The sequence below is a fragment of the Pseudomonas brassicacearum genome, assembly GCF_003732265.1.
GTDB classification, from domain to species: Bacteria; Pseudomonadota; Gammaproteobacteria; order Pseudomonadales; family Pseudomonadaceae; genus Aquipseudomonas; species Aquipseudomonas brassicacearum_D.
Genome location: NZ_MOBK01000009.1, coordinates 166743 through 192649 on the forward strand (window position 1 = coordinate 166743; position 25907 = coordinate 192649).

Below are 25907 nucleotides of genomic sequence, written 5' to 3' on the forward strand. Positions count from 1 at the left end.
TCAGAAGCCGGTTGGGGTGCGGGTGTGCCAGTCAGTGTTCAACTGATACTGGTGGGCAACGTTCAACAGGCGACCTTCCTGGAAATACGGCGCGAGCAGCTGCACGCCCACCGGCAGGCCATCGACGAAACCGGCGGGCATGGACAAGCCCGGCAGGCCAGCGAGGTTGGCGGTGATGGTGTAGACGTCTTCCAGATAGGCAGCGACCGGGTCGCTGTTCTTGGCGCCGAGCTTCCAGGCCGGGTTCGGCGTGGTTGGGCCGAGGATGATGTCGACCTCATTGAAGGCAGCCATGAAGTCGTTCTTGATCAAGCGACGAATCTTCTGGGCCTTCAGGTAGTAGGCGTCGTAGTAACCGGCCGAAAGTGCGTAGGCACCGACCATGATCCGGCGCTGCACTTCCGGGCCGAAACCTTCGCCACGGGAACGCTTGTACAGGTCGATCAGGTCTTTCGGGTTCTCGCAGCGATGGCCGAAACGCACGCCGTCGAAACGCGACAGGTTGGACGAGGCTTCTGCCGGAGCGATCACGTAGTACGCAGGAATCGCGTGCTGCATGTTCGGCAGGCTGATTTCCTTGATCACCGCGCCGAGCTTTTCCAGCTCCTTGACGCTGTTGTGGATCAGCTCGGCAATGCGTGGGTCGAGACCGGCGCTGAAATACTCTTTCGGCACGCCGATGCGCAGGCCTTGCAGCGAACCGTTGAGGCCGGCGCTGTAATCCGGCACAGGCTCGTCGATGCTGGTGGAGTCTTGCGGGTCGAAACCGGCCATGCCTTGCAGCAGGATCGCGCAGTCTTCGGCAGTGCGCGCCATCGGGCCGCCCTGATCGAGGCTGGAGGCGTAGGCAATCATGCCCCAGCGCGAAACGCGACCGTACGTCGGTTTCAGGCCGGTGAGGTTGGTCAGAGCCGCAGGCTGACGAATCGAGCCGCCCGTGTCAGTGCCGGTGGCCGCAGGCAGCAGGCGCGCGGCAACCGCGGCCGCCGAACCGCCCGACGAACCGCCAGGCACGTGTTCCAGGTTCCACGGGTTTTTCACCGGGCCGTAGTAGCTCGACTCGTTGGCCGAACCCATGGCGAATTCGTCCATGTTGGTCTTGCCCAGGGTCACGGTGCCGGCAGCGGCCAGCTTGGCGACGACGGTGGCGTCGTACGGCGCTTTAAAGTTGTCGAGCATCTTCGAGCCGCAGCTGGTGCGAATGCCTTGGGTGCAGAACAGGTCTTTGTGCGCAATCGGCGCGCCGAGCAGGGCGCCGCTCTCACCATTGGCCCGGCGTGCGTCAGCGGCTTTCGCCTGCTGGAGCGCCAGGTCTTCGGTGAGGCTGATGAAACTGTTGAGCTGAGGATCAAGCAGGGCAATACGCGCCAGCAGGGTCTTGGTCAGCTCTTCGGAAGAAAACTTTTTATCGGCGAGTCCGCGGGCGATCTCGGCCAGAGTCATTTGATGCATTGCAGGCTCTTTCCCTTTAGTCGATGACTTTCGGAACCAGGTACAGGCCGTTTTCGACCGCTGGTGCGATGGACTGATAGGCCTCGCGATGATTGGTCTCGGTCACGACGTCTGCACGCAGGCGCTGGCTGGCTTCCAATGGGTGGGCCAGCGGCTCGATACCGTCGGTATTGACCGCCTGCATTTCGTCGACCAGGCCCAGAATGCTGTTCAGGGCCGAAGTGATGTGTGGAAGATCGGCATCATTCAGGCCAAGGCAGGCCAAATGAGCGATTTTTTCCACGTCGGAGCGTTCAAGCGCCATTGCGATTCTCCAGTGGAATACAGAACGGACGGCGTCCGTGTGTTAGATTGTCGGAACACTACCGCATTTCTACGGTCATAAGGCCGCGATTGTGGGGGTTGGTGCACAGAAAAGCGGCCAATTTAACATATTGGCGCCTTGCCCAAAATCCCTGTCGTTGTTAGAGTTTGCCGCACTTTTTTACCCACGCGTTGCCTAGGGTCCCTTTCCCATGTTCAAGAAACTGCGTGGCATGTTTTCCAGCGATCTTTCCATTGACCTGGGCACTGCCAACACCCTTATTTACGTGCGCGAGCGCGGTATCGTCCTGAATGAGCCATCGGTTGTGGCTATTCGGACACACGGTAACCAGAAAAGTGTCGTCGCTGTCGGCACCGAGGCGAAGCGCATGCTCGGCCGAACGCCGGGCAACATTGCTGCCATTCGTCCGATGAAGGACGGCGTGATTGCCGACTTCAGCGTCTGCGAAAAGATGCTGCAATACTTTATCAACAAGGTTCACGAAAACAGCTTCCTGCAGCCTAGCCCTCGTGTGCTGATCTGCGTTCCGTGCAAATCCACCCAGGTTGAGCGTCGTGCCATCCGTGAATCGGCCCTTGGTGCCGGTGCTCGTGAAGTGTTCCTGATCGAAGAGCCAATGGCTGCTGCGATCGGTGCCGGCCTGCCGGTTGAAGAAGCACGCGGTTCGATGGTGGTCGATATCGGTGGTGGCACCACTGAAATCGCCCTGATCTCCCTGAACGGTGTGGTTTACGCCGAATCCGTACGGGTTGGCGGCGACCGCTTCGACGAAGCGATCATCACCTACGTGCGTCGCAACTACGGCAGCCTGATCGGCGAATCCACCGCCGAGCGCATCAAGCAGGAAATCGGTACGGCCTACCCGGGCGGCGAAGTTCGCGAAGTAGACGTTCGTGGCCGTAACCTGGCCGAAGGCGTTCCACGTGCTTTCACCCTGAACTCCAATGAAGTGCTGGAAGCTCTGCAAGAGTCCCTGGCTACTATCGTTCAGGCTGTGAAAAGTGCACTGGAGCAATCGCCTCCGGAACTGGCGTCCGATATCGCCGAGCGTGGTCTGGTACTGACCGGTGGTGGCGCCTTGCTGCGTGACCTCGACAAGTTGCTGGCCCAGGAAACAGGTCTGCCGGTGATCGTTGCCGAAGACCCGCTGACCTGCGTTGCTCGCGGCGGTGGCCGTGCATTGGAAATGATGGATAAACACACCATGGACCTGCTTTCCAGCGAGTGATCTCGCCGGTTGCATCTATGCTGTTGGCGCGCAGGCAGCACTTTGCAGTGCTGCCTGTTGGCGTTTATCTTCTGTCAGTCTGCATCCAGGCCGGTTTGATGCCGTATGAATAAAGAGAACATTTGCCTGGGAGGAGCGGCTTATTAAACCGCTTTTCACCAAAGGGCCTTCACTGGGCGTGCGCTTGTTGGTGCTGGTCGTGCTATCGGTCGCGCTGATGGTGGTCGATGCCCGCTTCACACTGCTCAAGCCAGTGCGTAGCCAGATGTCGCTGGTGCTGATGCAGTCTTACTGGATCACCGACCTTCCGCAGCGGCTATGGCAGGGTGTGGCCAGCCAATTTGGCAGCCGTACCGAGCTCGTCGCCGAAAACGAAAAACTCAAGACCGAAAACCTGCTGTTGCAGGGTCGCATGCAGAAGCTTGCCGCCCTCACCGAGCAGAACGTTCGGCTGCGCGAGTTGCTCAACTCTTCCGCGCTGGTCAACGAGAAGGTCGAAGTGGCCGAGTTGATCGGCATGGACCCGAACCCCTTCACCCATCGCATCATCATCAACAAGGGTGAGCGCGATGGTGTGATCCTTGGTCAGCCGGTGCTCGATGCCCGCGGCCTGATGGGGCAGGTGGTCGAGTTGATGCCTTATACCTCCCGTGTTTTGCTGCTGACCGATACGACTCACAGTATTCCGGTGCAGGTGAACCGCAACGGTCTTCGGGCGATTGCCAGCGGCACCGGCAACCCGGAACGCCTTGAGCTGCGTCACGTCGCGGATACCGCCGACATCAAGGAAGGTGATCTGCTGGTCAGCTCCGGCCTGGGTCAGCGGTTCCCGGCGGGTTACCCGGTGGCGACGGTCAAGGAAGTGATTCACGATTCCGGCCAGCCATTTGCCATTGTTCGCGCCGTGCCAACTGCCGCGCTGAACCGCAGCCGTTATTTGCTGCTGGTGTTCAGTGACGGCCGCACGGCCGAAGAGCGCGCCAACGAAGCGGCCCAGGCACAAGAGGCACTGGATCAGCACGGCGGCGGCCCGATCATTCCGGCCACCGTCCCTAAACCGGTTCCTGCCACTACCGTGGTGCCCGCGGCCACTGCTGCGCCTGCCGCCACTCCGGCAGCCGCAGTACCGGCTCCAGCAACGCCTGCTCCTGCAACCCCGGCCAAACCGGCCAAACCCGCCGCTGCCAAGCCGCCTGCCGCCAGTAAACCACCGGCCGTGAAGCCTGCTGCCAAACCGCCTGTCCCCGAACCGGCTGCCACTGGGAGACAAGAATAATGGTCGGCGTCAAAGCCTCCCGAAACAGCTGGATTGTCTGGTTGACGTTCGCGATCGGCCTGTTGCTCAGCGTTTCACCGCTGCCGCAGTTCATGGAAATCCTCCGCCCGTTGTGGCTGGCGTTGCTGCTCGCATTCTGGGCGCTGACCCTGCCGCAAAAAGTCGGCATGGTCACCGCCTGGTGCCTGGGCTTGGCCGAAGACGTGCTGTACGGCACGTTGCTTGGCCAGAACGCCTTGATCCTGACGTTGATTACCTTCCTGGTGCTGTCACTGCAACAGCGTTTGCGCATGTTCCCGATGTGGCAACAGAGCCTGGTGATCCTGGTGATCTTCGGCCTCGCGCAGCTTGTTCAGTTGTGGCTGAGCGCATTGACCGGCAACCGTCAGCCAACCCTGGCGCTGGTGCTGCCGGCACTGGTCAGCGCGTTGTTGTGGCCTTGGGTCAGCTACGGTTTGCGTGGACTGCGTCGGCGCTACAAAATCAATTAATTCGGTCAGGCATTGGCCCGCACCTCGTGCCCTGTCTCGCAAATACGTTCCTTTTTTGGCGAGTGGCTGTTGTTGCCAGACAAGGCGCCGCGACAAGTCATAGCTAGCTATGGCGAGGAGCGGCAACGCAGTATGGCGACAACAGACGCCGTCAAAAAGGAACAGTATTTGTGAGACAGGGCACTAGACAGGGAGATGTCTTGATGAAAAAACTTTACCTCGCCTCAGGCTCGCCGCGTCGGCGTGAACTGCTCACGCAGATCGGCGTGCCGTTCTGCGCCATCAGCGCGGACATCGATGAAACCCCACTACCTCAAGAATCCCCGTCGGCCTATGTCGAGCGTCTCGCACGCGGCAAAGCCGAGGCCGGGCGCGGGGCAGTCGTGTCCGACGCTGATTTTTGCGTGTTGGGCGCCGACACCGCCGTGGTGCTGGAAGGCAAAATTCTTGGCAAACCGGTGGACGAAGCCGATGCGTGCGCCATGCTTATGCTGTTGGCCGGTCGTGAACATGAAGTGCTGACCGCCATCGCCGTACTCGACGCCGAACGCTGCGAGTCTCGGGTGGTGCGCAGCCTGGTGAGGTTTCGCAACATCAGTCGCGAAGAAGCGGCAGCCTATTGGGCCAGTCGCGAGCCATGCGACAAGGCGGGTGGCTACGGCATTCAGGGACTGGGTGCAGTATTTGTTGCCGGGCTCAATGGCAGTTATTCGGCGGTGGTCGGATTGCCGCTGTGCGAAACCTTCGAGCTGCTCGGCCATTTCGGCATACCCTGTTGGCAAACACTTAACGCGCGTTGAGCGTCGTACTGACAAGATGCAGCCATTATCGTGAACATGCCTGAACGAGACCCTGCCATGAGTGAAGAGATTCTGATCAACATCACGCCGATGGAATCGCGCGTGGCGGTGGTCGAAAACGGTGTTCTGCAAGAGGTCCACGTCGAGCGTACGCAAAAGCGCGGGATCGTCGGCAACATCTATAAAGGCAAGGTCGTACGGGTTCTACCGGGCATGCAGGCGGCGTTCGTCGACATCGGCCTGGACCGAGCAGCATTCATTCACGCCTCGGAAATTTCCCTGCGCGAAGGCCCTGCGGTCGAGAGCATCAGCGCCCTGGTCCATGAAGGCCAGAGCCTGGTGGTCCAGGTCACCAAGGACCCGATCGGCTCCAAAGGCGCACGCCTGACGACGCAGCTATCGATTCCTTCGCGCTATCTGGTGTACATGCCGCGCACCGCTCACGTCGGCATTTCGCTGAAGATCGAAGACGAGGCCGAGCGCGAGCGCCTCAAGCAGGTGGTCACCGATTGCGTGGCCAAAGAAGGCATCAAGGAAGCCGGCGGTTTCATTTTGCGCACCGCTGCCGAAGGGGCGGGCGCCGATGAGATCCTCATGGACATCCGCTACCTGCGCCGTCTCTGGGACCAGATCAACGAACAGATCAAAACCATCACCGCGCCGAGTGTGATCTACGAAGACCTCGGCCTGGCGTTGCGCACTTTGCGTGACCTGGTGAGCCCGAAGATCGAGAAGATCCGCATCGATTCCCGGGAAACCTTCCAGAAAACCACGCAGTTCGTCGCCGAACTGATGCCGGAAATCGCCGATCGTCTGGAGCATTACCCGGGCGAGCGGCCTATTTTCGATTTGTATGGCGTCGAAGACGAAATCCAGAAAGCCCTGGAGCGCAAAGTCCCGCTCAAGTCCGGCGGTTACCTGGTGGTCGACCCGGCGGAAGCCATGAGCACCATCGACGTCAACACCGGGGCCTTCGTCGGCCATCGCAACCTTGAAGAAACCATCTTCAAGACCAACCTCGAAGCCGCCACCGCCATTGCCCGTCAGCTGCGCCTGCGCAATTTGGGCGGGATCATCATCATCGACTTCATCGACATGGAAGACGAAGAACACCAGCGCCAGGTATTGCGCACGCTCGAGAAGCAACTGGAACGCGACCACGCCAAGACCAATATCATTGGCATCACTGAGTTGGGCCTGGTGCAGATGACCCGCAAGCGCACCCGCGAAAGTCTTGAGCAAGTGCTGTGCGAACCCTGCAGCAGTTGTCAGGGCCGCGGCAAGTTGAAAACGCCGGAAACGGTCTGCTACGAAATTTTCCGCGAAATCCTCCGCGAGGCGCGCGCCTATCAAGCGGAAGGCTATCGTGTATTGGCGAACCAGAAAGTCGTCGACCGTTTGCTCGACGAAGAGTCAGGCAACGTTGCCGAGCTGGAAGGGTTTATCGGACGCACCATCCGATTCCAGGTGGAAACCATGTATTCCCAGGAACAATACGACGTGGTGCTGCTCTGAATCGCGGTGTTTCAACCTTATTAGAACGGCTGGCCTCAGCTTTTTGCAGCATTTTTGCCATGGGAGCCACCTGACATGGAACGTCTGACACGCATTTTGGTTGCACTGACCCGCTGGGGTCTGGGCCTGTGCGCGTTGGTACTGGTGTTGATGGCGTTGTACGTCAGCCTCGGCCGAGAACTGACGCCTCTGGTGGCCGAATACCGTGTCGACGTCGAAACCAAAGCCACCGAGGCCTTGGGCATGCCGCTGCAAATCGGCAAGCTGGAAGGCAACTGGAGTGGTTTTGCGCCGATCCTGCTGGCGCATGACGTGACCGTCGGCGAAGGCGCCAATGCCCTGCACCTGGACCAGGTGCGTGCGGTGCCGGACATTTGGCAAAGCCTGTTGGCGCGCCAGGTGCGCATCGCTCACCTTGAACTCAATGGTTTGAAGATCAGCCTCAAGGAAGGCGACGACGGCCAGTGGGCGCTGGAAGGTTTGCCGGTGCAGAAGGATCAGCCGCTTGATCCGGAACAACTGCTCAACCGCATGCAAATGGTCCAACAGCTGTCGGTGATCGACAGTCAGGTGACTTTGCAGCCCTGGGGCCAGCCGCCGCTGACCTTGACCTACGTCGGCTTCAATCTGAAAACCGGTGCTTCCCGCCAACGCCTCGATGCGCGAATGACCTTGCCCGATGGCCAGCCAGTGGCCATGAGTCTGCGCACCCGTATCCAGGCCAGTCAGTGGCGGGACGGTGAAGCAGAGGCTTACCTGAGCCTGCCGCAAAGCGACTGGTCGAAATGGCTGCCCGAGCGACTCACCCAGCAATGGGGTTTTTCCGAGATCAAGGCCGGTGGCGAGCTCTGGATCAATTGGGGCAAGGGCGCGCTGCAATCCGCGGCCATTCGCTTGAACGCACCGCAAGTCAAAGGCGCCTGCGCCGAACGCAAGCCGATCCAGATCAACAATCTGGCGCTCAATGGCTATTTCCAGCGCAGCACTGAAGGCGTGGTGGTGACGCTGGATTCCCTGGCCATGAATTTCGGCGAGACGCGCTGGGAATCCCATGTGCAGGTCACACAAACCTCGGCCACCGACAAAGTCGAAGAACTCTGGCACCTGCAAGCCGACCGCGTCGACCTCACCCCGCTGACGCCGTTGTTGAACGCCTTGGGCCCACTGCCCGAAGGTGTCGCCACGGCGATCGAAAAACTCAAGGTGACCGGTGGGCTGCGCAATGTGCTGATCGACTTGCGCCCCAATGCCACCGACGACAGCAAGTTCAGCTTCGCGGCGAACCTCGACCGCGTTGGTTTTGATGCCTATCACGGCGCACCGGCGGCACGAAATGTCAGCGGCAGCATCAGCGGTGATCTCGGCAAGGGCGAGTTACGCATGGACAGCAAAGACTTTGTCCTGCACCTGGACCCGATTTTCGCCAAGCCATGGCAATACCTCCAGGCCAACGCGACGCTGACCTGGAAGCTCGACAAAGAAGGTTTCACCCTGATTGCGCCATACCTGAAGGTACTCGGCGAAGAGGGCAAGATTGCCGGTGACTTCCTGATCCGCCTGCATTTCGATCACACCCAGGAAGACTACATGGACCTGCGGGTCGGCATGGTCGAGGGGGACGGTCGCTACACCGCCAAGTACCTGCCGAGCATGCTCAGCCCGGCGCTCGACGAATGGTTGCGTACGGCAATTCTCAAGGGCGCGGTGGATGAAGGTTTCTTCCAGTATCAGGGCTCGCTGAACCATGGTGCGACAGATACCGCCCGCAGCATCAGCCTGTTCTTCAAGGTGCATGATGCCGAACTGGCGTTCCAGCCGGGCTGGCCGCATGTGAGCAAGGTCACCGGTGATGTGTTTGTGGAAGACAGTGGCGTGCGGGTTCTGGCCAGCACGGGCCAGTTGCTCGACACTCAGGTGCGCGATATTTACGTCAATATCCCCCATGTTCCCGATGGCAAAACCGTCCATCTGTTCCTCGACGGCGGATTCGCCGGCGGCTTGGGTGATGGCCTGAGAATTCTTCAGGAAGCACCGATCGGCACCGCTGAAACGTTCGCCAAGTGGGAAGGTGAAGGCGAGCTGCAAGGCACGTTGAACCTGGATATCCCGCTGGCCAAAGGCGAGCAACCGAAGATTCTCGTCGATTTCAAGACTGCCAAGGCACGCCTGAAACTGGCCGATCCCGCGCTGGAGTTGACTCAACTCAAGGGCGATTTCCGCTTTGACAGCACCAAGGGCTTGAGCGGGCAGAACATCAGCGCGCGGGCTTTTGACAAGCCTGTCACTGCACGGATTTTTGCCGATGGCAACGCGGGGAACATCAAGACACGCGTTATGGCTTCCGGTCAGGTCGAGGTCAAGAAACTCACGGACTGGTTGAGCGTGACTCAACCTTTGCCGGTTTCCGGGGTCATCCCGTATCAGATGCAGCTAAACCTGGACGGTGCTGACAGTCAGTTGATGGTCAATTCCAACCTGAAAGGCGTGAAGGTCGATCTGCCGGCTCCCTTCGGCATGACGGCCGATGACAGCCGTGACACGACGTTCCGCATGACCCTGCAAGGACCGGAGCGGCGCTACTGGGTCAACTATGGTCAGCTGGCAAACTTCACGTTTGCAGCCCCCAGCGGTAGTTTTGCCGACGGTCGTGGTGAGCTGTTCCTCGGTGGTGGCGATGCCGTACTGCCCGGCGCCAAAGGCCTGCGGGTGCGCGGTGCGCTGTCGGAACTGGATGTCGGTCCCTGGCAGGATCTCGTGGGCAAATACGCCGGTCAGGATCCGGGTGGCAGTGCCAAGCAGTTTTTCAGCAGTGCAGACTTACAGATTGGCAAGCTCAGTGCGCTGGGCACGACCCTCGATCAGGCTTCCGTGCAGGTGAACCGAAAGCCTGCCAGTTGGGCGTTGCAACTCGATAGCCAGCAGGTCAAGGGCGCCGTCGGTGTTCCCGATGCGAAAGGCGCACCGATCACGGTCAATCTGCAGTACGTGCGGCTGCCCGCGGCGGATCCGAAGGTAGTGGCCGACGAGAACTCGCCCGATCCACTGGCCACGGTCGACCCGACAAAGATTCCGGCCCTGGACATCACCATCAATCAGCTCTTCCAGGGGCAGGATCTGGTGGGTGGCTGGTCGCTGAAAATTCGCCCGACCCCTAAAGGTATTGCACTCAACAACCTCGACATGGGCCTCAAAGGCATTCTGTTGCAGGGCAGTGGCGGCTGGGAAGGTGTGCCTGGTAGTTCCAGCAGTTGGTACAAGGGTCGAATCAGCGGCAAGAATCTCGCCGATGTGCTCAAAGGCTGGGGCTTTGCGCCGAGCGTCACCAGTGAAGAGTTTCATATGGACGTTGACGGTCGCTGGCCCGGTTCGCCGGCCTGGCTGGCCAGCAAGCGTTTCTCCGGCACCCTGGATGCGTCGCTGAACAAGGGCCAGTTTGTTGAAGTCGAGGGCAGTGCCCAGGCCCTGAAGGTCTTTGGCCTGCTTAACTTCAACTCCATCGGCCGCCGTCTGCGCCTGGACTTTTCCGACCTGTTCGGCAAAGGCCTGAGCTATGACCGGGTCAAGGGATTGCTGGTCGGGACCAATGGCGTCTACGTCACCCGCGAACCGATCCGGATGACCGGTCCGTCCAGCAACGTAGAACTTGATGGCACCCTGAACCTGGTGGGTGATCAGATCGATGCCAAGTTGCTGGTGACCTTGCCTGTGACCAACAACTTGCCGATTGCGGCGTTGATTGTCGGCGCGCCGGCCGTTGGCGGTGCGCTGTTCCTGATCGACAAACTGATCGGTGACCGTGTATCCCGTTTTGCCAGTGTGAAGTACACCGTCAAGGGCCCGTGGAAAGAGCCGCAGATTACCTACGACAAGCCTTTTTAAGTCGCTTTTGAAAAAGCACTCGTCAAGGATGGAGTAGCATGGGCGCCTGTTCTCATGAAATGCGATGCAGGAGCACTCCATGTCAGTAGCGGTGATTCAAATGGTCAGCCAGAGCGATGTGCTGGCCAACCTGGCCCAGGCCCGCCGGCTGCTTGAGCAGGCAGCGGCCGGCGGTGCGCAACTCGCCGTGCTGCCGGAAAACTTCGCCGCCATGGGCCGTCGCGACATCGCCGACATCGGCCGCGCCGAGGCGTTGGGTGATGGCCCGATCCTGCCATGGTTGAAACAGACCGCCCTCGACCTCAAGTTATGGATAGTGGCCGGCACATTGCCGCTGCCGCCGGTGGATCAACCGACGGCGAAGGTGCATGCCTGCTCGTTGTTGGTGAACGATCATGGCGAAACGGTAGCGCGCTACGACAAGCTGCACTTGTTTGATGTGGACGTGGCGGACAATCGCGGGCGTTATCGCGAGTCCGATGACTATGCTTATGGCAGTGGCGTGGTGGTTGCGGATACGCCGGTCGGTCGAGTCGGCCTGACGGTGTGTTACGACCTGCGCTTCCCGGAGCTGTACAGCGAATTACGGGCTGCCGGGGCGCAATTGATTACCGCGCCGTCGGCGTTTACGGCGGTGACCGGCGCGGCGCATTGGGATGTGCTGATTCGCGCCCGGGCTATCGAGACTCAATGTTATGTGCTGGCGGCCGCTCAGGGTGGAACGCATCCGGGGCCGCGAGAAACCTGGGGGCATGCCGCAATCGTCGACCCCTGGGGCCGGGTGCTGGCACAACAGGATCAAGGCGAGGCCGTGCTGCTGGCCGAACGCGATAGCAGCGAACAAGCGTCCATCAGGGCGCGGATGCCGGTGTCCAGTCACCGGCGCTTTTTCTCGCAGGGCGCTCAGCGACCTGCCTCAGAACTATGAATTTAAGGCGTAAAGCATATGAGCGAGTTGTTGTCCTCAGTCAGTGAACACCTCCTGGCGCCCGGCGGCGTAACGATCGAGAGCCTGCAAGGTGTGCTCGGTGATCTGGCCGGCCCGGGCATTGATGCCGCCGACCTGTATTTCCAGGGGCAGATTTCCGAGTCCTGGGCGCTGGAAGACGGGATCGTCAAGGAAGGCAGCTTCAACCTCGACCAAGGCGTCGGCGTGCGTGCGCAATCGGGTGAAAAAACCGGTTTTGCCTACAGCAATGCCATCACCCTGGAAGCCCTGGGTGCCGCGGCCCGTGCCGCGCGTTCGATCTCCCGCGCCGGGCAGAACGGCACGGTGCAGGCTTTCACCACCCAGGACGTCGCCCAGTTGTATGGGCCGGACAACCCGCTGGAAGTGATCTCCCGCGCCGAGAAAGTCGAACTGCTCAAGCGCATCGATGCGGCCACCCGCGCCCTCGATCCACGCATTCAGCAAGTGACTGTGAGCATGGCCGGTGTCTGGGAGCGCATCCTCGTTGCTTCCACCGACGGCAGCCTGGCCGCCGATGTACGGCCGCTGGTGCGCTTCAACGTGAGCGTGATCGTCGAACAAAACGGTCGCCGCGAGCGCGGTGGTCATGGCGGTGGCGGGCGTACCGATTACCGCTATTTCCTCAGTGATGACCGCGCCATGGGCTACGCCCGTGAAGCGTTGCGTCAGGCACTGGTCAACCTTGAGGCCATTCCGGCGCCGGCTGGCACGTTGCCGGTGGTGTTGGGTTCCGGCTGGTCCGGCGTGCTGCTGCACGAAGCGGTCGGCCACGGTCTGGAAGGCGACTTCAACCGCAAGGGCAGTTCGGCCTACAGCGGGCGCATGGGCGAAATGGTTGCCTCCAAGCTGTGCACCATCGTCGATGACGGCACGCTGGCCGGCCGTCGCGGCTCCCTGAGCGTCGACGACGAAGGCACCCCGACCGAGTGCACCACGTTGATCGAAAACGGCGTACTTAAAGGCTACATGCAGGACAAGCTCAACGCGCGCCTGATGGGCGTGGCCCGTACCGGTAACGGTCGTCGCGAATCCTACGCGCACCTGCCGATGCCGCGCATGACCAACACCTACATGCTGGCGGGCGAAAGCGATCCGGCGGAAATCATCGCCTCGGTGAAACGCGGCATCTACTGCGCCAACCTCGGCGGTGGCCAGGTGGACATCACCAGCGGTAAATTCGTGTTCTCCACCAGCGAGGCGTACCTGATCGAAGACGGCAAGATTACCGCCCCGGTCAAAGGCGCGACGTTGATCGGCAACGGCCCGGAAGCCATGAGCAAGGTGTCGATGGTCGGTAACGATCTGGCGCTGGACAGCGGCGTGGGGACGTGTGGCAAGGATGGGCAGTCGGTGCCGGTGGGTGTCGGCCAGCCAACGCTGAAAATTGATGCGATCACTGTGGGTGGCACAGGATCGTAAGCAGGGATGGAGCTTCGGGTGAACCGCGTGCGGCTCACCCGAGAAGGGACTTAACGCAGACCGCGTTGAGTCTCGTCCAGCTCACGGATGTACTTGAAGATTTTACGGCTCGATGCCGGTGGCTTGTTGGTCGCCAGTTCGTGCTGGGCCTGACGGATCAGGGAGCGCAATTGCTGGCGATCAGCCTCCGGGTAGTCGACCACGAACTTCTCCAGGACCGCATCGTCGCCCGCGATCAAGCGATCGCGCCAGCGTTCCAGGCCATGGAAACGTTCGTTGTACTGCCGGGTGGAGGCATCGAGTTGATCGAGCAAGGTCAGAATGGCGTCAGTGTCCTGATCGCGCATCAGTTTGCCGATGAACATAAGGTGCCGTTTACGCGCGATATTCGCGGTGTGCTTGGGCGCATCAGCCAGGGCCCGGCGCATGGCGTCGGTCAACGGCAGTTTTGCCAGCAAGTCAGGCTTGAGTGTTGTAAGGCGCTCGCCAAGGTCAACCAGAGCATGAAGCTCGCGTTTAACCTGGGATTTGCTTTTTTCTCCCGTATCGAGGGAGTCGTCGTAAGAATCAACCATGGTGGCCGTCCGCAAAGAAACGCCGCCATGATAACCAGTCGGGGGCCGCTTGTCCGGCCCGGTCGCTCGAAGGCCTTACCGAAAGCAGAATTTGAGTGGAGAACAGCATGAGTGCAGTTGAAAGCGTCGGCCCACAAGCGTTGCCGGCACTGCAAGAACAAGTCGAGCAGATCATCGCTGAAGCCAAGCGTCAGGGCGCCAGCGCCTGCGAAGTCGCTGTGTCCCTGGAGCAGGGCCTGTCCACGTCGGTGCGTCAGCGCGAGGTCGAAACCGTCGAATTCAACCGTGATCAGGGCTTTGGCATCACCTTGTACGTCGGCCAGCGCAAAGGCTCGGCCAGTACCTCGGCGAGCGGTCCTGAGGCCATTCGCGAAACCGTCGCGGCGGCGCTGGCCATCGCCAAGCACACCTCGGAAGACGAAGCCTCGGGCCTGGCGGATGCCGCGCTGATGGCTCGCGATCTGCAGGATTTCGACCTGTTCCACGAATGGGATATCACCCCGGAACAAGCCATCGAACAAGCGCTGGCCTGCGAAGCCGCTGCGTTTGCCACCGACAGCCGGATCAAGAATGCCGATGGCACCACCCTCAGCACCCATCAGGGTTGCCGGGTGTACGGCAACAGCCACGGGTTTATCGGTGGTTACGCGTCGACCCGCCACAGCCTGAGCTGCGTGATGATCGCCGAGGCTGATGGCCAGATGCAGCGTGATTACTGGTACGACGTGAACCGTCAGGGCAATTTGCTGGCCGACCCGGTGAGCATCGGCCAGCGTGCCGCGCAACGGGCGGCGAGCCGTCTGGGCGCGCGTCCGGTGCCGACCTGCGAGGTGCCGGTGCTGTTTTCCGCCGAGCTGGCGGGTGGTTTGTTCGGCAGCTTCCTGTCGGCGATTTCCGGCGGCAGTTTGTACCGCAAATCGTCGTTCCTCGAAGGCACGCTGGGTCAGAAGCTGTTCCCGGAGTGGTTGACCATCGACGAGCGTCCGCACTTGATGCGCGCCATGGGCAGTTCGGCGTTCGATGGCGATGGCTTGGCGACTTACGCCAAACCGTTCGTCGAAAAGGGTGAGCTGGTTTCGTACATTCTCGGCACGTACTCGGGGCGCAAACTCGGCATGCCGAGCACCGCCAACGCTGGCGGCGTGCATAACCTGTTCGTTACCCACGGCGATGAAGACCAGGCTGCCTTGCTGCGTCGCATGGGCCGTGGCCTGCTGGTCACGGAGCTGATGGGTCAGGGCCTGAACATGGTCACTGGCGATTACTCCCGGGGTGCGGCGGGTTACTGGGTCGAGAACGGCGAAATCCAGTTCGCCGTGCAGGAAGTGACCATCGCCGGCAACATGCGTGACATGTTCAAGCAGATTGTTGCGGTCGGTAATGACCTTGAGTTGCGCAGCAACATTCGCACCGGTTCGGTGCTGATCGAGCGCATGACGGTGGCGGGCAGCTAAACTCGCTTGTCACAAAAAAGGCGCGCCACCTGATTGGGTGGTGCGCCTTTTTTTATCGGGATGTGCGGCTTTGGTCTGGACTGGCGTTTACTCGCCTTCGTCGAAATAACGGTCGATCAAGTCCTTCAACGCATCCAGGGCCCTTTGCGCGTCTTCGCCTTCGGTGCTGATATAGATTTTGGTGCCTTTGCCCGCAGCGAGCATCATCATGGCCATGATGCTTTTGCCATCGACTGTGGATTCCGGCGTGCGCCCGACCCGGATCGTGCAATCCTTGAACTCGCCGGCAACCCCAACGAATTTTGCAGAAGCACGGGCATGCAGGCCCAGCTTGTTGATGATTTCGATTTCCAGAGCAGGCATCGCGGTGTGAATCCTTTAGCTGAGGTCGCGGTGGCGGACCTGGACGTTCTTCAGGGATTGTTGCAGAACCTGGCCCAGACGTTCGGTCAGGTAGACGGAGCGGTGATGCCCGCCGGTGCAGCCAATGGCAATGGTGACATAAGCACGGTTGCTGGCGGCAAAGCGCGGCAGCCACTTGAGCAGATACGACGATATGTCCTGGAACATTTCTTCGACGTCCGGTTGAGCGGCGAGGTAGTCGGCCACCGGTTGATCGAGCCCGGACTGCGCACGCAGCTCCGGCTTCCAGTAAGGGTTGGGCAGGCAACGCACGTCGAACACCAGGTCCGCGTCCACCGGCATGCCACGCTTGAATCCGAACGACTCGACCAGAAAGGCAGTACCGGCTTCCGGCTGGTTCAGCAGGCGCAGCTTGATGGTGTCGCGTAACTGGTACAGGTTCAGATTCGTGGTGTTGATCTTGAGGTCGGCCAGATCGACGATCGGACCCAGCAGATTGCTTTCGTCCTCGATCGCCTCGGCTAATGAACGGTTGGCGGTGCTCAACGGGTGACGACGACGGGTTTCGGAAAAACGCTTGAGCAAGGTTTCTTCGTCGGCGTCCAGGTACAGCACATCGCACTTGATATGCCGGCTACGGACTTCTTCGAGCAGTTCGGGGAAGCGTGACAGGTGGCTCGGCAGGTTACGCGCATCGATGGACACGGCGACCAGCGGCTGTGCCAGTTCAGTATGAATCAGTGCGCGTTCGGCGAGTTCCGGCAGCAGGCCGGCGGGCAGGTTGTCGATGCAGTAGTAGCCGTTGTCCTCGAGAACATCGAGTACGGTGCTTTTACCTGAGCCGGAACGGCCACTGACAATGATCAAGCGCATGGTTACGGACCGTTTTGCTCGTCCAGGACAACCTGATACAAGGCTTCGTTGCTCGGGGCGCTGCGAAGACGATCACGGACTTCCTTGCGATCGAGCATGCTGGCGATCTGACGGAGCAGTTCAAGGTGCGCATCGGTAGCGGCTTGCGGGACCAGCAGTACGAACAGCAAGTCAACCGGAGCGCCGTCGATAGCGTCGAAATCAATAGGGGCGTCGAGGTGCATCAAGGCGCTGATGGGCGACTCGCAACCCTTCAGACGGCAGTGGGGGATGGCGATGCCGTTACCAAAACCGGTCGAGCCGAGTTTTTCACGGGCAATCAAAGCCTCGAAGACATCTTGCATCTCCAGATCCGGCACTTCCCGGGCGATCAGGTTGGCAATTTGTTCGAGGGCTTTCTTTTTACTGCCGCCCGGCACGTTCACGAGGGAACGGCCGGGGGTCAGGATGTTTTCAAGTCGGATCATGGGTTGGGAGTGTTAACGACCGGTCGCACCCTGGAGGAGGCTCTGGGTCTTTTCCTTATGCTTTTTGAGTTGTTTATCCAGCTTGTCGGTCAGTGCGTCGATCGCCGCGTACATATCGGTATGTTCCGCGTTGGCGACCACTTCATTGCCGGGAATATGCAGGGTGGCTTCGATTTTCTGCTTCAGCTTCTCGACCGTCATCGTGACCTGCACGTTGGTGATCTTGTCGAAATGCCGCTCTAATCGTTCGAGTTTTTCGCCGATGTAGGTGCGCAGGGGTTCGGTCACTTCCAGTTGGTGTCCACTGATGTTGACTTGCATACAGCTTCTCCTTCGTTGCCAGTGCATAAAGCGGTAGATCAGATGATCTACCACTGGAACGCTGTGGCGTGGCTCTACATCAACCGCTTGCGTTCGCTCGAAGGCGCGATTCCCAGGGATTCGCGGTACTTGGCGACGGTGCGGCGAGCCACCTGAATGCCTTGTGCCTCCAGTAAACCAGCGATCTTGCTGTCACTCAACGGCTTTTTCTGATTTTCCGCGGCAACCAGTTTTTTGATGATCGCGCGGATCGCCGTGGACGAGCATTCGCCGCCTTCGGAGGTGCTGACGTGACTGGAAAAAAAGTATTTCAGCTCATAAATACCCCGAGGGGTATGCATGAATTTTTGCGTAGTCACCCGTGAAATCGTCGATTCGTGCATGCCTACCGCTTCGGCGATGTCATGCAGGACCAGCGGCTTCATGGCTTCGTCGCCGTATTCCAGGAAGCCGCGCTGATGCTCGACGATCTGGGTGGCAACTTTCATTAGCGTTTCATTGCGGCTTTGCAGGCTCTTGATGAACCAGCGAGCCTCTTGCAGCTGATTGCGCATGAAGGTGTTATCCGCGCTGGTATCGGCGCGACGGACAAACCCGGCGTATTGGGCGTTGACCCGCAGCCTTGGTACCGATTCCTGGTTCAGTTCCACCAACCAGCGTTCGTTATCCTTGCGCACGATCACGTCGGGAACGACGTACTCGGCTTCGCTGGATTCGATCTGCGAACCGGGGCGCGGGTTGAGGCTCTGGACCAGTTCGATGACCTGGCGCAGTTCATCTTCCTTGAGCTTCATGCGGCGCATCAGCTGGCTGTAGTCGCGACTGCCGAGCAAATCGATGTAGTCGGTGACCAGTCGCTTGGCTTCGGCCAGCCAAGGCGTCTTGGCGGGCAATTGGCGCAATTGCAGCAGCAGGCATTCGCCCAGGTTACGCGCGCCGATGCCGGCCGGTTCAAATTGCTGGATGCGGTGCAGGACGGCTTCGATTTCGTCCAGTTCGATGTCCAGTTCCGGATCGAACGCTTCGAGGATCTCCTCGAGGGTTTCATCCAGGTAACCCTGATTGTTGATGCAGTCGATCAGGGTCACAGCGATCAGGCGATCAGTGTCGGACATCGGTGCCAGGTTCAGTTGCCAGAGCAGGTGGCTTTGCAGGCTCTCGCCAGCCGAAGTGCGAGTGGTGAAGTCCCATTCGTCGTCATCGTTGCTCGGCAGGCTGCTGGCGCTGGTCTGGTAGACGTCTTCCCAGGCCGTGTCGACGGGCAGTTCGTTGGGAATGCGCTCGTTCCAGTCGCCTTCCTCGAGGTTGTCCACCGTCGGGGCGGTTTCCTGGTAAGAGGGTTCCGAAACATCGGCATTGGGTTGCTGTTCGGCTTTGTCGGCCAAGGGGTCGGCGTTATCGAAGTCGTCGCCTTCTTCCTGGCGTTCGAGCATCGGATTGGACTCCAGCGCCTCCTGGATTTCCTGTTGCAGGTCCAGGGTCGACAATTGGAGCAGGCGGATAGCCTGTTGCAGCTGCGGTGTCATCGTCAGCTGCTGGCCCATTCTCAAGACTAGCGATGGTTTCATGGCAGGGGCTTAACACCTTATTCGCCGGCGCACATGCGCCATCCACTACAGGGCGCCGGAGCGCCAAACATAAGCAAATTATATGCCTGAAACTGAAGTGTTTGCCTAGAGCGCTGTAACAATAAAAACCTGTTGATTTTTATCGCCCAAAGCGCTCAGTCGACTAGCCAGACACCTCAACGCTTACAGGCGGAACTCATGGCCCAGGTAGACTTCTTTCACCAGGTCGTTGGCCAGGATAGTGGCGGAGTCGCCTTCGGCGATCAGCTGGCCATCGTTGACGATGTAGGCGGTTTCGCAGATATCCAGGGTTTCACGGACGTTGTGGTCAGTGATCAGCACGCCAATGCCCTTGGCTTTGAGGTGGTAGATGATCTGCTTGATGTCGCCGACCGAAATCGGGTCCACGCCGGCGAAAGGTTCGTCGAGCAGGATGAATTTCGGGTTGGTGGCCAGTGCGCGAGCGATTTCCACGCGGCGGCGTTCACCACCGGACAGGCTCATGCCGAGGTTGTCGCGGATGTGGCTGATGTGGAATTCCTGCAGCAGGCTTTCCAGCTCTTTGCGACGTCCGGCCTTGTCGAGTTCCTTGCGGGTCTCGAGGATCGCCATGATGTTGTCGGCCACCGAGAGTTTGCGGAAGATCGATGCTTCTTGCGGCAGATAGCCGATACCGGACTTTGCACGCCCGTGCATGGGCTGGTGGCTGACGTCCAGATCGTCGATCAGTACACGGCCCTGATCCGCCTGTACCAGGCCGACGATCATGTAGAAGCAGGTGGTCTTGCCGGCGCCATTGGGACCCAGCAGGCCGACGATTTGACCGCTGTCGATCGACAGGCTGACGTCGCGCACGACCTGGCGGCTCTTGTAGCTCTTGGCCAGATGCTGAGCTTTCAGAGTTGCCATTACTGGGCCTTCTGCTCGTCGGTTTTCTTCTTCGGCTGGATCACCATGTCGATGCGTGGACGCGCCTCGGTGACCTTGTTGCCTGTCGCACGGCCAGCGCTTGCAAGCTTCTTGACGGTGTCGTAGACGATTTTCTCGCCCTGGGTGGTGTTGTTGTCCTTGTCGACAACCTTTGCCTTGTCGATCAGCACGACGCGGTTTTGCGCAGCGTGGTACTGGATCGTCACGCCCCAGCCCTGCACGGGCTTGGTGTCGCCGGCGGTCTGCAGTTGCTCGAAGTAGGCGAGGTTGCCCACCGAGGTCACCACGTCGATGTCGCCAGCCGGCGTACGAGTGATGGTCACGGTGTTGCCCTTAACGATCATCGAGCCCTGGGTAATGATCACGTCACCTTTATAGGTGGCAACGCCATTCTTGTCGTCCAGTTGGGCATCGTCGGCCTGAATGCGGATTGGCTGCTCTTGATCGTTCGGCAGAGCCCAGGCGCTCACGCTTCCCAGTGCTGCGCCCAGACTGAGCAAAATAGGGAGGGTTTTAACGAGCCTCATACTGTCCTCTTACGTTAGATAGCAGGTGTATCCTGCTTTCTTTCAAGTACGCTTTCATTCCGTTGCCTGTCGATACACCGCCAGCGCCGTCGATTCTAACGGGTTGGTCGGTCTGCGCATATTGGTCCTTGGGGAACACAGTCATACGGGTGGTGGTAATCAGGGTCTTGCGGTTTTTTTCGTCGAAACGGGTAATGCGTACCGAATCGATCAGCTCGACCTGAGTGCCGTCCGGATTGACTTCCCCGCGTTCGCTCTGGACGTGCCAGGGAAACTGGGTGCCGCGGAACATGTTCAGGTCGGGGTTGGTCAGCAACGTGACCTCGGACACTTTCAGGTGTTCGACCTTGTCGGACGTCATTTCGTACTGCAACTTGCCATCCGGCAGGTACTGCACGCTGTGGGCGTTGAGTGCGTAATAGTCGATCGCGCTTTCGTCGACAGGTGCAACTGTCTTGTCGAGGAAGCGTTCCGGGCTGATGTTCCAGTAGCCGACCGCGGCGAACAGCGCCGCGATGCAACCGAACAACAGGATGTTACGAAACTTTTTGCTCAGCATAATGGGCTCACAGGTACGCGGCGTTAGCCGCATCAAGGCGGCCCTGGGCGCGCAGGATCAATTCGCAGAACTCGCGAGCGGCACCCTCGCCACCACGGGCGACGGTAATGCCATGGGCGTTTTCACGCACGAAACTGGCAGCGTTGGCTACCGCCATGCCCAGGCCGACGCGGCGAATCACCGGCAGGTCCGGCAGGTCGTCACCGAGGTAGGCCACTTGTTCATAGCTTAGGTTGAGTTGGGCCAGAAGTTCGTCCAGTACCACCAGTTTGTCCTCGCGACCTTGATAAAGGTGCGGGATACCGAGGTTTTTCGCTCGTCGTTCGACCACCGGGGTCTTGCGCCCGCTGATGATAGCCGTCTGTACGCCCGCCGCCATCAACATCTTGATGCCTTGACCGTCGAGGGTATTGAACGTCTTGAACTCACTGCCGTCTTCGAGGAAGTACAGGCGTCCGTCAGTCAGTACGCCGTCGACGTCGAACACCGCGAGTTTGATCTGTTTGCCGCGTTGCAGCAGGTCCGCACTCATTACATTACTCCTGCACGCAGCAAGTCGTGCATGTTCAAGGCGCCGACCGGACGGTCTTCGCTGTCGACCACGACCAGCGCATTGATTTTGTGGTCTTCCATGATTTTCAGGGCTTCGGCGGCGAGCATTTCGGCGCGGGCGGTCTTGCCGTGAGCGGTCATGACCTGGTCAATGGTGGCGCTGTGGATGTCGATGCTGCGATCCAGTGTGCGGCGCAGGTCACCGTCAGTGAAGATCCCTGCCAGTTTGCCGTCGGCTTCCAGAATGACCGTCATGCCCAGACCCTTTCGGGTCATTTCCATCAAGGCGTCCTTGAGTAACGTGCCGCGTTGAACCTGCGGCAACTCTTGCCCTGCGTGCATGACGTTTTCCACTTTCAGCAGCAGACGTCGGCCCAGTGCACCACCGGGGTGGGAAAAGGCGAAGTCTTCAGCGGTAAAGCCGCGCGCTTCCAGCAACGCAACGGCGAGGGCGTCGCCCATCACCAAGGCGGCGGTGGTGGAGGAAGTCGGTGCCAGGTTCAGCGGGCAGGCCTCGTGTTCGACGTGAACGTTGAGGTTGACCTCGGCAGCCTTGGCCAGCGGAGAATCCGGGTTGCCGGTCACGCTGATCAACTGAATGCCCAGGCGCTTGATCAGGGGCAGCAGGGTCACGATTTCGTTGGTGGAACCGGAGTTCGACAGGGCCAGGATGATGTCGTCCCGCGTGATCATGCCCATGTCGCCATGGCTGGCTTCGGCCGGGTGCACGAAAAAAGCCGTGGTGCCGGTGCTGGCCAGGGTGGCGGCGATCTTGTTGCCGATGTGCCCGGATTTACCCATGCCGACTACCACCACGCGGCCTTTACTGGCCAGAATCATCTCGCAAGCGCGTACGAAATCAGCGTCGATGTGGGGCAGCAAGCCTTCTACGGCTTCCAGTTCGAGGCGGATGGTGCGTTGTGCTGATTGAATCAGGTCGCTGGATTGGCTCATGTCAGAAATCGTATAGCCTGATGAAAAGGCGGCGATTATAGCGGTAATGATCAAAACCCTCACGCTAGTTCGTCACGCTTTGTCATTCCCTGTAACCGAATCCCCTCTAAACGAGGCTTTTTGCCTGTCATGTTACTGAACATGGTCGGGCTTGGGCCTTGGGCGCCAGGCCTTTGCAGTGATATAGTTCGCCGCCAGTTCGGCCTGCCCGGGGAGGTATGTGCTTTCGTCAGAGAGCCAGGCGTCCGAGTGAGAGGCTGCATCGCAAGGAGTTTAGATGAGTGCCGATAACGCCTACGCGGTCGAGCTGAAGGGACTGTCCTTCAAGCGCGGTACGCGCAGCATTTTCAATAACGTCGATATCCGTATCCCGCGCGGCAAGGTCACCGGCATCATGGGGCCTTCCGGGTGTGGCAAAACCACGCTGTTGCGATTGATGGGCGCACAATTGCGTCCAACAAAGGGCGAAGTCTGGGTCAACGGCCAGAACCTGCCCAAGTTGTCGCGCAGTGATCTGTTCGATGCGCGCAAGCACATGGGGGTGCTGTTCCAGAGCGGCGCCCTGTTCACCGACCTCGATGTGTTCGAGAACGTCGCGTTCCCGCTGCGCGTTCATACCGAGCTGCCCGAAGAAATGATCCGCGACATCGTCCTGCTTAAATTGCAGGCCGTGGGCTTGCGTGGCGCCATCGACCTGATGCCTGACGAGTTGTCCGGCGGCATGAAGCGTCGTGTTGCGTTGGCCCGGGCAATTGCCCTCGATCCGCAGATCCTCATGTACGACGAGCCCTTTGTCGGCCAGGACCCCATTGCCATGGGCGTACTGGTGCGCCTGATCCGCCTGCTCAACGACGCACTGGGTATCACCAGTATCGTGGTCTCCCACGATCTGGCCGAAACCGCGAGCATCGCCGACTACATCTATGTCGTCGGCGAAGGCCAGGTGCTGGGGCAGGGGACTCCCGAGGAACTGATGAACTCGCAGGAGCCACGGATCCGTCAATTCATGACCGGCGAGCCCGACGGTCCGGTCGCGTACCACTTTCCAGCGACGGATTACCGCGCAGATCTTCTGGGGAAGCGTTGATGCGCAAGATTTCATTAATAGAACGTGTGCGCCGGTTTGGTCATGCCGCCATCGACGTGCTGGCGGTGTTCGGTCGTTCGACGATCTTCCTGTTTCATGCCTTGCTCGGTCGCGGTGGCATCGGTGGCGGCTTTGGCTTGCTGGTCAAGCAGCTCCATTCAGTGGGCGTGATGTCCCTGGTGATCATTGTCGTCTCCGGCGTGTTCATCGGGATGGTGCTGGCGCTGCAAGGCTTCAACATCCTGTCCAGCTACGGCTCGGAACAGGCTGTCGGGCAGATGGTTGCGCTGACGCTGCTGCGTGAACTGGGGCCTGTAGTGACGGCGTTGCTGTTTGCCGGGCGTGCGGGTTCTGCGCTGACGGCGGAAATCGGCAACATGAAATCCACCGAACAGTTGTCCAGTCTGGAAATGATTGGTGTCGACCCGCTCAAATATATCGTTGCCCCGCGCCTGTGGGCCGGCTTCATTTCCCTGCCGGTGCTGGCGATGATTTTCAGCGTGGTGGGCATCTGGGGCGGTTCGTGGGTGGCCGTCGACTGGCTCGGTGTGTATGAAGGTTCGTACTGGTCAAACATGCAAAACAGCGTGACGTTCACTGATGATGTGCTCAATGGCATCATCAAAAGCATCGTCTTCGCCTTCGTCGTGACCTGGATCGCCGTATTCCAAGGCTATGACTGTGAGCCCACTTCCGAGGGAATCAGTCGTGCCACTACCAAGACCGTGGTGTATGCCTCTCTGGCTGTACTCGGCCTGGACTTTATTCTGACCGCCTTGATGTTTGGAGATTTCTGATGCAAAACCGCACCCTGGAAATCGGTGTCGGCCTTTTCTTGCTGGCTGGCATCCTGGCTTTATTGCTGCTGGCGTTGCGGGTGAGTGGTCTGTCCCCGAGCCCGAGCACTGACACGTATAAACTTTATGCGTACTTCGACAATATCGCCGGTTTGACGGTCAGAGCTAAAGTGACCATGGCCGGTGTGACCATCGGCAAGGTCACGGCGATCGATCTGGACCGCGACAGCTTCACCGGCCGGGTGACCATGCAACTGGAAAAGCGCGTAGATAACCTGCCGACTGACTCCACTGCATCTATCCTCACCGCTGGCCTGTTGGGCGAGAAGTACATCGGTATCAGCGTGGGCGGCGAAGAAGCCTTGCTCAAGGATGGCGGGACCATCCACGACACCCAGTCGTCGCTGGTGCTCGAGGACCTGATCGGTAAATTCCTGCTCAATACCGTTAGCAAAGACGCCAAATGAGGAGCTTTTGAATGATCTCTACCTTGCGACGTGGCCTGTTGGTAGTACTCGCGGCACTGCCGTTGATGGCTAACGCCGTGGCGGCGCCTTCCGCGCACGATCTGGTTCAGGACACCACCAACCGGATGCTGGCCGATCTGTCGGCCAACAAAGAGAAGTACAAGCAGGACCCGCAGGATTTCTACACGGCGCTGAACACCATCGTCGGACCTGTGGTGGATGCCGAAGGCATCTCCAAGAGCATCATGACGGTCAAGTACTCACGCAAAGCCACGCCGGCACAGATGAAAACCTTCGAAGAAAACTTCAAGAAGGGCCTGTTCCAGTTTTATGGCAATGCGTTGCTCGAGTACAACAACCAGGGCATCACCGTTGACCCGGCCAAAGACGAGTCAGGCGATCGCACCAGCGTTGGCATGACCGTCAAAGGCAGTAACGGCGCGATCTATCCAGTGTCTTACACGCTGGAAAAAATCAATGGCGAGTGGAAACTGCGCAACGTCATCATCAATGGCATCAACATCGGCAAGCTGTTCCGTGATCAGTTCGCCGATGCGATGCAGCGCAATGGCAACGACCTGGACAAGACCATCAACGGTTGGGCCGGGGAAGTCGCCAAAGCCAAGGCATCGACCGAGAAGTCAACCCAATGAGTGTGTCGGCCATTCGCATGAGCGAATCCGGCGAACTGCGGTTGAGTGGCATGCTGGACTATCGCACCGGCCCGGGTCTGCGCAAGCAGGGGCAGGCGTTGATCAAGTCCAGCACCGCGACTGAACTGGTGGTCGACTGCTCGGCAGTGTTGAAATCCAGCAGCGTCGGCTTGTCGCTGCTGCTGTGCTTCATGCGTGATGCAGAGGCGGCCGGCAAGGCGCTGAGCATCCGCGGGATGCCCGAAGACATGCGTGAAATCGCTCAGGTCAGCGAATTGACCGAGCTGTTGGCGCACCCCTGACCGCATCTATAAGGAAGCCCCCCGTCAGAGTCCTGCTTAGCGGGGTTCGCAGGCGCGGGGCTTTTTTGTATGATGTCCGACCCGTGCGCACAGGGCGCCGATT

27 protein-coding genes are annotated in these 25907 nt (G+C 59.7%); 14 read left to right on the forward strand and 13 right to left on the reverse strand.

The genetic code is table 11. The annotated features are described in order from the left end of the window. Together gatA and gatC are read right to left on the reverse strand one after the other, a co-directional pair. Positions 1-1452, reverse strand: coding sequence for an Asp-tRNA(Asn)/Glu-tRNA(Gln) amidotransferase subunit GatA (gene gatA / locus BK660_RS23440; RefSeq protein WP_123435304.1), 1452 nt, complete (start codon positions 1450-1452; stop codon positions 1-3). 16 nt (positions 1453-1468) lie between these two features. Then, positions 1469-1756 carry an Asp-tRNA(Asn)/Glu-tRNA(Gln) amidotransferase subunit GatC gene (gene gatC / locus BK660_RS23445; RefSeq protein ID WP_007901429.1) on the reverse strand — a complete coding sequence of 96 codons (288 nt, stop codon included), beginning with the start codon at positions 1754-1756 and terminating at the stop codon, positions 1469-1471. Between the two features lie 211 nt (positions 1757-1967). On the opposite strand from gatC, the gene mreB reads away from it, so the two are divergent. From mreB to tldD, 8 genes are all read left to right on the forward strand, one after another. Then, positions 1968-3005, forward strand: a complete 1038-nt coding sequence (gene mreB / locus BK660_RS23450) for a rod shape-determining protein MreB (RefSeq protein ID WP_002555108.1) — start codon at positions 1968-1970, stop codon at positions 3003-3005. A gap of 190 nt (positions 3006-3195) precedes the next feature. Beyond that, positions 3196-4281, forward strand: a complete 1086-nt coding sequence (mreC, locus tag BK660_RS23455; protein WP_404942951.1) for a rod shape-determining protein MreC — start codon at positions 3196-3198, stop codon at positions 4279-4281. Next, positions 4281-4772: a rod shape-determining protein MreD gene (mreD, locus tag BK660_RS23460; RefSeq protein WP_027924519.1), complete on the forward strand. Its 492-nt coding sequence runs from the start codon at positions 4281-4283 to the stop codon at positions 4770-4772. Before mreC ends, mreD begins: the two co-directional genes overlap by 1 nt. A 203-nt stretch (positions 4773-4975) precedes the next feature. Continuing rightward, positions 4976-5572 (forward strand): Maf family protein, encoded by a 597-nt coding sequence (locus BK660_RS23470; protein ID WP_123435306.1) that lies wholly within the window; start codon positions 4976-4978, stop codon positions 5570-5572. 57 nt (positions 5573-5629) lie between these two features. Then, on the forward strand, positions 5630-7087 hold the full coding sequence (rng, locus tag BK660_RS23475; protein WP_123435307.1) for a ribonuclease G: 1458 nt from the start codon (positions 5630-5632) through the stop codon (positions 7085-7087). Positions 7088-7162: 75 nt separating this feature from the next. Next, positions 7163-10966, forward strand: coding sequence for a YhdP family protein (locus tag BK660_RS23480; RefSeq protein ID WP_123435308.1), 3804 nt, complete (start codon positions 7163-7165; stop codon positions 10964-10966). A 79-nt stretch (positions 10967-11045) separates the two neighbouring features. Then, entirely contained in the window at positions 11046-11894 is an 849-nt protein-coding gene (locus BK660_RS23485) for a carbon-nitrogen hydrolase family protein (RefSeq protein ID WP_123435309.1), read from the forward strand. Between the two features lie 18 nt (positions 11895-11912). Beyond that, positions 11913-13355 (forward strand): metalloprotease TldD, encoded by a 1443-nt coding sequence (gene tldD, locus BK660_RS23490; RefSeq protein WP_123435310.1) that lies wholly within the window; start codon positions 11913-11915, stop codon positions 13353-13355. A gap of 50 nt (positions 13356-13405) precedes the next feature. Here tldD and yjgA read toward each other — a convergent pair whose 3' ends face one another. Continuing rightward, on the reverse strand, positions 13406-13930 hold the full coding sequence (yjgA, locus tag BK660_RS23495) for a ribosome biogenesis factor YjgA (RefSeq protein WP_033058015.1): 525 nt from the start codon (positions 13928-13930) through the stop codon (positions 13406-13408). A 107-nt stretch (positions 13931-14037) separates the two neighbouring features. On the opposite strand from yjgA, the gene pmbA reads away from it, so the two are divergent. After that, positions 14038-15384, forward strand: coding sequence for a metalloprotease PmbA (gene pmbA / locus BK660_RS23500; protein WP_123435311.1), 1347 nt, complete (start codon positions 14038-14040; stop codon positions 15382-15384). A gap of 87 nt (positions 15385-15471) precedes the next feature. Here the strand turns inward: pmbA and BK660_RS23505 are convergent, their stop codons facing one another. The 10 genes from BK660_RS23505 to BK660_RS23550 all read right to left on the reverse strand — a co-directional run bounded on the left by BK660_RS23505 (position 15472) and on the right by BK660_RS23550 (position 22498). Beyond that, the gene (locus tag BK660_RS23505; RefSeq protein ID WP_123435312.1) at positions 15472-15747 is read right to left on the reverse strand and encodes an HPr family phosphocarrier protein; all 276 of its coding nucleotides are present in this window, start codon (positions 15745-15747) and stop codon (positions 15472-15474) included. Positions 15748-15762: 15 nt separating this feature from the next. Further along, entirely contained in the window at positions 15763-16620 is an 858-nt protein-coding gene (gene rapZ, locus BK660_RS23510) for an RNase adapter RapZ (protein WP_123435313.1), read from the reverse strand. Between the two features lie 2 nt (positions 16621-16622). After that, positions 16623-17087 carry a PTS IIA-like nitrogen regulatory protein PtsN gene (gene ptsN, locus BK660_RS23515; protein ID WP_123435314.1) on the reverse strand — a complete coding sequence of 155 codons (465 nt, stop codon included), beginning with the start codon at positions 17085-17087 and terminating at the stop codon, positions 16623-16625. Between the two features lie 12 nt (positions 17088-17099). Continuing rightward, a complete protein-coding gene (hpf, locus tag BK660_RS23520; protein WP_007941242.1) occupies positions 17100-17408 on the reverse strand; it encodes a ribosome hibernation-promoting factor, HPF/YfiA family in 309 nt (102 codons plus the stop codon). Positions 17409-17482: 74 nt separating this feature from the next. Further along, positions 17483-18976, reverse strand: a complete 1494-nt coding sequence (locus BK660_RS23525) for an RNA polymerase factor sigma-54 (RefSeq protein ID WP_032828652.1) — start codon at positions 18974-18976, stop codon at positions 17483-17485. A 183-nt stretch (positions 18977-19159) separates the two neighbouring features. Then, positions 19160-19885: an LPS export ABC transporter ATP-binding protein gene (gene lptB, locus BK660_RS23530; RefSeq protein ID WP_123435315.1), complete on the reverse strand. Its 726-nt coding sequence runs from the start codon at positions 19883-19885 to the stop codon at positions 19160-19162. Further along, positions 19885-20433 carry a lipopolysaccharide transport periplasmic protein LptA gene (gene lptA / locus BK660_RS23535; protein WP_027924533.1) on the reverse strand — a complete coding sequence of 183 codons (549 nt, stop codon included), beginning with the start codon at positions 20431-20433 and terminating at the stop codon, positions 19885-19887. Before lptA ends, lptB begins: the two co-directional genes overlap by 1 nt. Further along, the gene (gene lptC / locus BK660_RS23540; RefSeq protein WP_123435316.1) at positions 20420-20992 is read right to left on the reverse strand and encodes an LPS export ABC transporter periplasmic protein LptC; all 573 of its coding nucleotides are present in this window, start codon (positions 20990-20992) and stop codon (positions 20420-20422) included. Before lptC ends, lptA begins: the two co-directional genes overlap by 14 nt. A gap of 7 nt (positions 20993-20999) precedes the next feature. After that, complete coding sequence (locus BK660_RS23545; RefSeq protein WP_123435317.1) at positions 21000-21524, reverse strand: KdsC family phosphatase; 525 nt, start codon at positions 21522-21524, stop codon at positions 21000-21002. Further along, positions 21524-22498, reverse strand: a complete 975-nt coding sequence (locus tag BK660_RS23550) for a KpsF/GutQ family sugar-phosphate isomerase (RefSeq protein ID WP_007942750.1) — start codon at positions 22496-22498, stop codon at positions 21524-21526. The genes BK660_RS23545 and BK660_RS23550 overlap by 1 nt, the downstream gene beginning before the upstream one ends. Positions 22499-22775: 277 nt before the next feature. On the opposite strand from BK660_RS23550, the gene BK660_RS23555 reads away from it, so the two are divergent. Genes BK660_RS23555 through BK660_RS23575 form a run of 5 tightly spaced genes read left to right on the forward strand, consistent with a single transcriptional unit; the run spans position 22776 to position 25804 of the window. Continuing rightward, entirely contained in the window at positions 22776-23585 is an 810-nt protein-coding gene (locus BK660_RS23555) for an ATP-binding cassette domain-containing protein (RefSeq protein WP_007942749.1), read from the forward strand. Next, positions 23585-24382, forward strand: coding sequence for a lipid asymmetry maintenance ABC transporter permease subunit MlaE (gene mlaE, locus BK660_RS23560; protein WP_123435318.1), 798 nt, complete (start codon positions 23585-23587; stop codon positions 24380-24382). The genes BK660_RS23555 and mlaE overlap by 1 nt, the downstream gene beginning before the upstream one ends. Beyond that, on the forward strand, positions 24382-24849 hold the full coding sequence (gene mlaD / locus BK660_RS23565) for an outer membrane lipid asymmetry maintenance protein MlaD (RefSeq protein WP_027924539.1): 468 nt from the start codon (positions 24382-24384) through the stop codon (positions 24847-24849). Before mlaE ends, mlaD begins: the two co-directional genes overlap by 1 nt. 11 nt (positions 24850-24860) lie before the next feature. Further along, a complete protein-coding gene (locus BK660_RS23570; protein ID WP_123435319.1) occupies positions 24861-25502 on the forward strand; it encodes an MlaC/ttg2D family ABC transporter substrate-binding protein in 642 nt (213 codons plus the stop codon). Then, positions 25499-25804, forward strand: coding sequence for an STAS domain-containing protein (locus BK660_RS23575; protein ID WP_123435320.1), 306 nt, complete (start codon positions 25499-25501; stop codon positions 25802-25804). The genes BK660_RS23570 and BK660_RS23575 overlap by 4 nt, the downstream gene beginning before the upstream one ends. Positions 25805-25907 lie beyond the last annotated feature (103 nt).

Excerpts from the sequence above, each read along its gene's own strand:
- gatC (WP_007901429.1), bottom strand. The coding sequence starts at position 1,756 with ATGGCGCTTGAACGCTCCGACGTGGAAAAAATCGCTCATTTGGCCTGC.
- BK660_RS23525 (WP_032828652.1), bottom strand. The coding sequence starts at position 18,976 with ATGAAACCATCGCTAGTCTTGAGAATGGGCCAGCAGCTGACGATGACA.
- lptA (WP_027924533.1), bottom strand. The coding sequence starts at position 20,433 with ATGAGGCTCGTTAAAACCCTCCCTATTTTGCTCAGTCTGGGCGCAGCA.
- mreD (WP_027924519.1), top strand. The coding sequence starts at position 4,281 with ATGGTCGGCGTCAAAGCCTCCCGAAACAGCTGGATTGTCTGGTTGACG.
- lptC (WP_123435316.1), bottom strand. The coding sequence starts at position 20,992 with ATGCTGAGCAAAAAGTTTCGTAACATCCTGTTGTTCGGTTGCATCGCG.
- BK660_RS23505 (WP_123435312.1), bottom strand. The coding sequence starts at position 15,747 with ATGCCTGCTCTGGAAATCGAAATCATCAACAAGCTGGGCCTGCATGCC.
- rng (WP_123435307.1), top strand. The coding sequence starts at position 5,630 with ATGAGTGAAGAGATTCTGATCAACATCACGCCGATGGAATCGCGCGTG.
- BK660_RS23480 (WP_123435308.1), top strand. The coding sequence starts at position 7,163 with ATGGAACGTCTGACACGCATTTTGGTTGCACTGACCCGCTGGGGTCTG.
- mreB (WP_002555108.1), top strand. The coding sequence starts at position 1,968 with ATGTTCAAGAAACTGCGTGGCATGTTTTCCAGCGATCTTTCCATTGAC.
- pmbA (WP_123435311.1), top strand. The coding sequence starts at position 14,038 with ATGAGTGCAGTTGAAAGCGTCGGCCCACAAGCGTTGCCGGCACTGCAA.
- BK660_RS23570 (WP_123435319.1), top strand. The coding sequence starts at position 24,861 with ATGATCTCTACCTTGCGACGTGGCCTGTTGGTAGTACTCGCGGCACTG.
- hpf (WP_007941242.1), bottom strand. The coding sequence starts at position 17,408 with ATGCAAGTCAACATCAGTGGACACCAACTGGAAGTGACCGAACCCCTG.
- tldD (WP_123435310.1), top strand. The coding sequence starts at position 11,913 with ATGAGCGAGTTGTTGTCCTCAGTCAGTGAACACCTCCTGGCGCCCGGC.
- mlaE (WP_123435318.1), top strand. The coding sequence starts at position 23,585 with ATGCGCAAGATTTCATTAATAGAACGTGTGCGCCGGTTTGGTCATGCC.
- BK660_RS23555 (WP_007942749.1), top strand. The coding sequence starts at position 22,776 with ATGAGTGCCGATAACGCCTACGCGGTCGAGCTGAAGGGACTGTCCTTC.
- yjgA (WP_033058015.1), bottom strand. The coding sequence starts at position 13,930 with ATGGTTGATTCTTACGACGACTCCCTCGATACGGGAGAAAAAAGCAAA.
- BK660_RS23545 (WP_123435317.1), bottom strand. The coding sequence starts at position 21,524 with ATGAGTGCGGACCTGCTGCAACGCGGCAAACAGATCAAACTCGCGGTG.
- BK660_RS23470 (WP_123435306.1), top strand. The coding sequence starts at position 4,976 with ATGAAAAAACTTTACCTCGCCTCAGGCTCGCCGCGTCGGCGTGAACTG.
- BK660_RS23550 (WP_007942750.1), bottom strand. The coding sequence starts at position 22,498 with ATGAGCCAATCCAGCGACCTGATTCAATCAGCACAACGCACCATCCGC.
- lptB (WP_123435315.1), bottom strand. The coding sequence starts at position 19,885 with ATGGCAACTCTGAAAGCTCAGCATCTGGCCAAGAGCTACAAGAGCCGC.
- ptsN (WP_123435314.1), bottom strand. The coding sequence starts at position 17,087 with ATGATCCGACTTGAAAACATCCTGACCCCCGGCCGTTCCCTCGTGAAC.
- BK660_RS23575 (WP_123435320.1), top strand. The coding sequence starts at position 25,499 with ATGAGTGTGTCGGCCATTCGCATGAGCGAATCCGGCGAACTGCGGTTG.
- rapZ (WP_123435313.1), bottom strand. The coding sequence starts at position 16,620 with ATGCGCTTGATCATTGTCAGTGGCCGTTCCGGCTCAGGTAAAAGCACC.
- gatA (WP_123435304.1), bottom strand. The coding sequence starts at position 1,452 with ATGCATCAAATGACTCTGGCCGAGATCGCCCGCGGACTCGCCGATAAA.
- mlaD (WP_027924539.1), top strand. The coding sequence starts at position 24,382 with ATGCAAAACCGCACCCTGGAAATCGGTGTCGGCCTTTTCTTGCTGGCT.
- BK660_RS23485 (WP_123435309.1), top strand. The coding sequence starts at position 11,046 with ATGTCAGTAGCGGTGATTCAAATGGTCAGCCAGAGCGATGTGCTGGCC.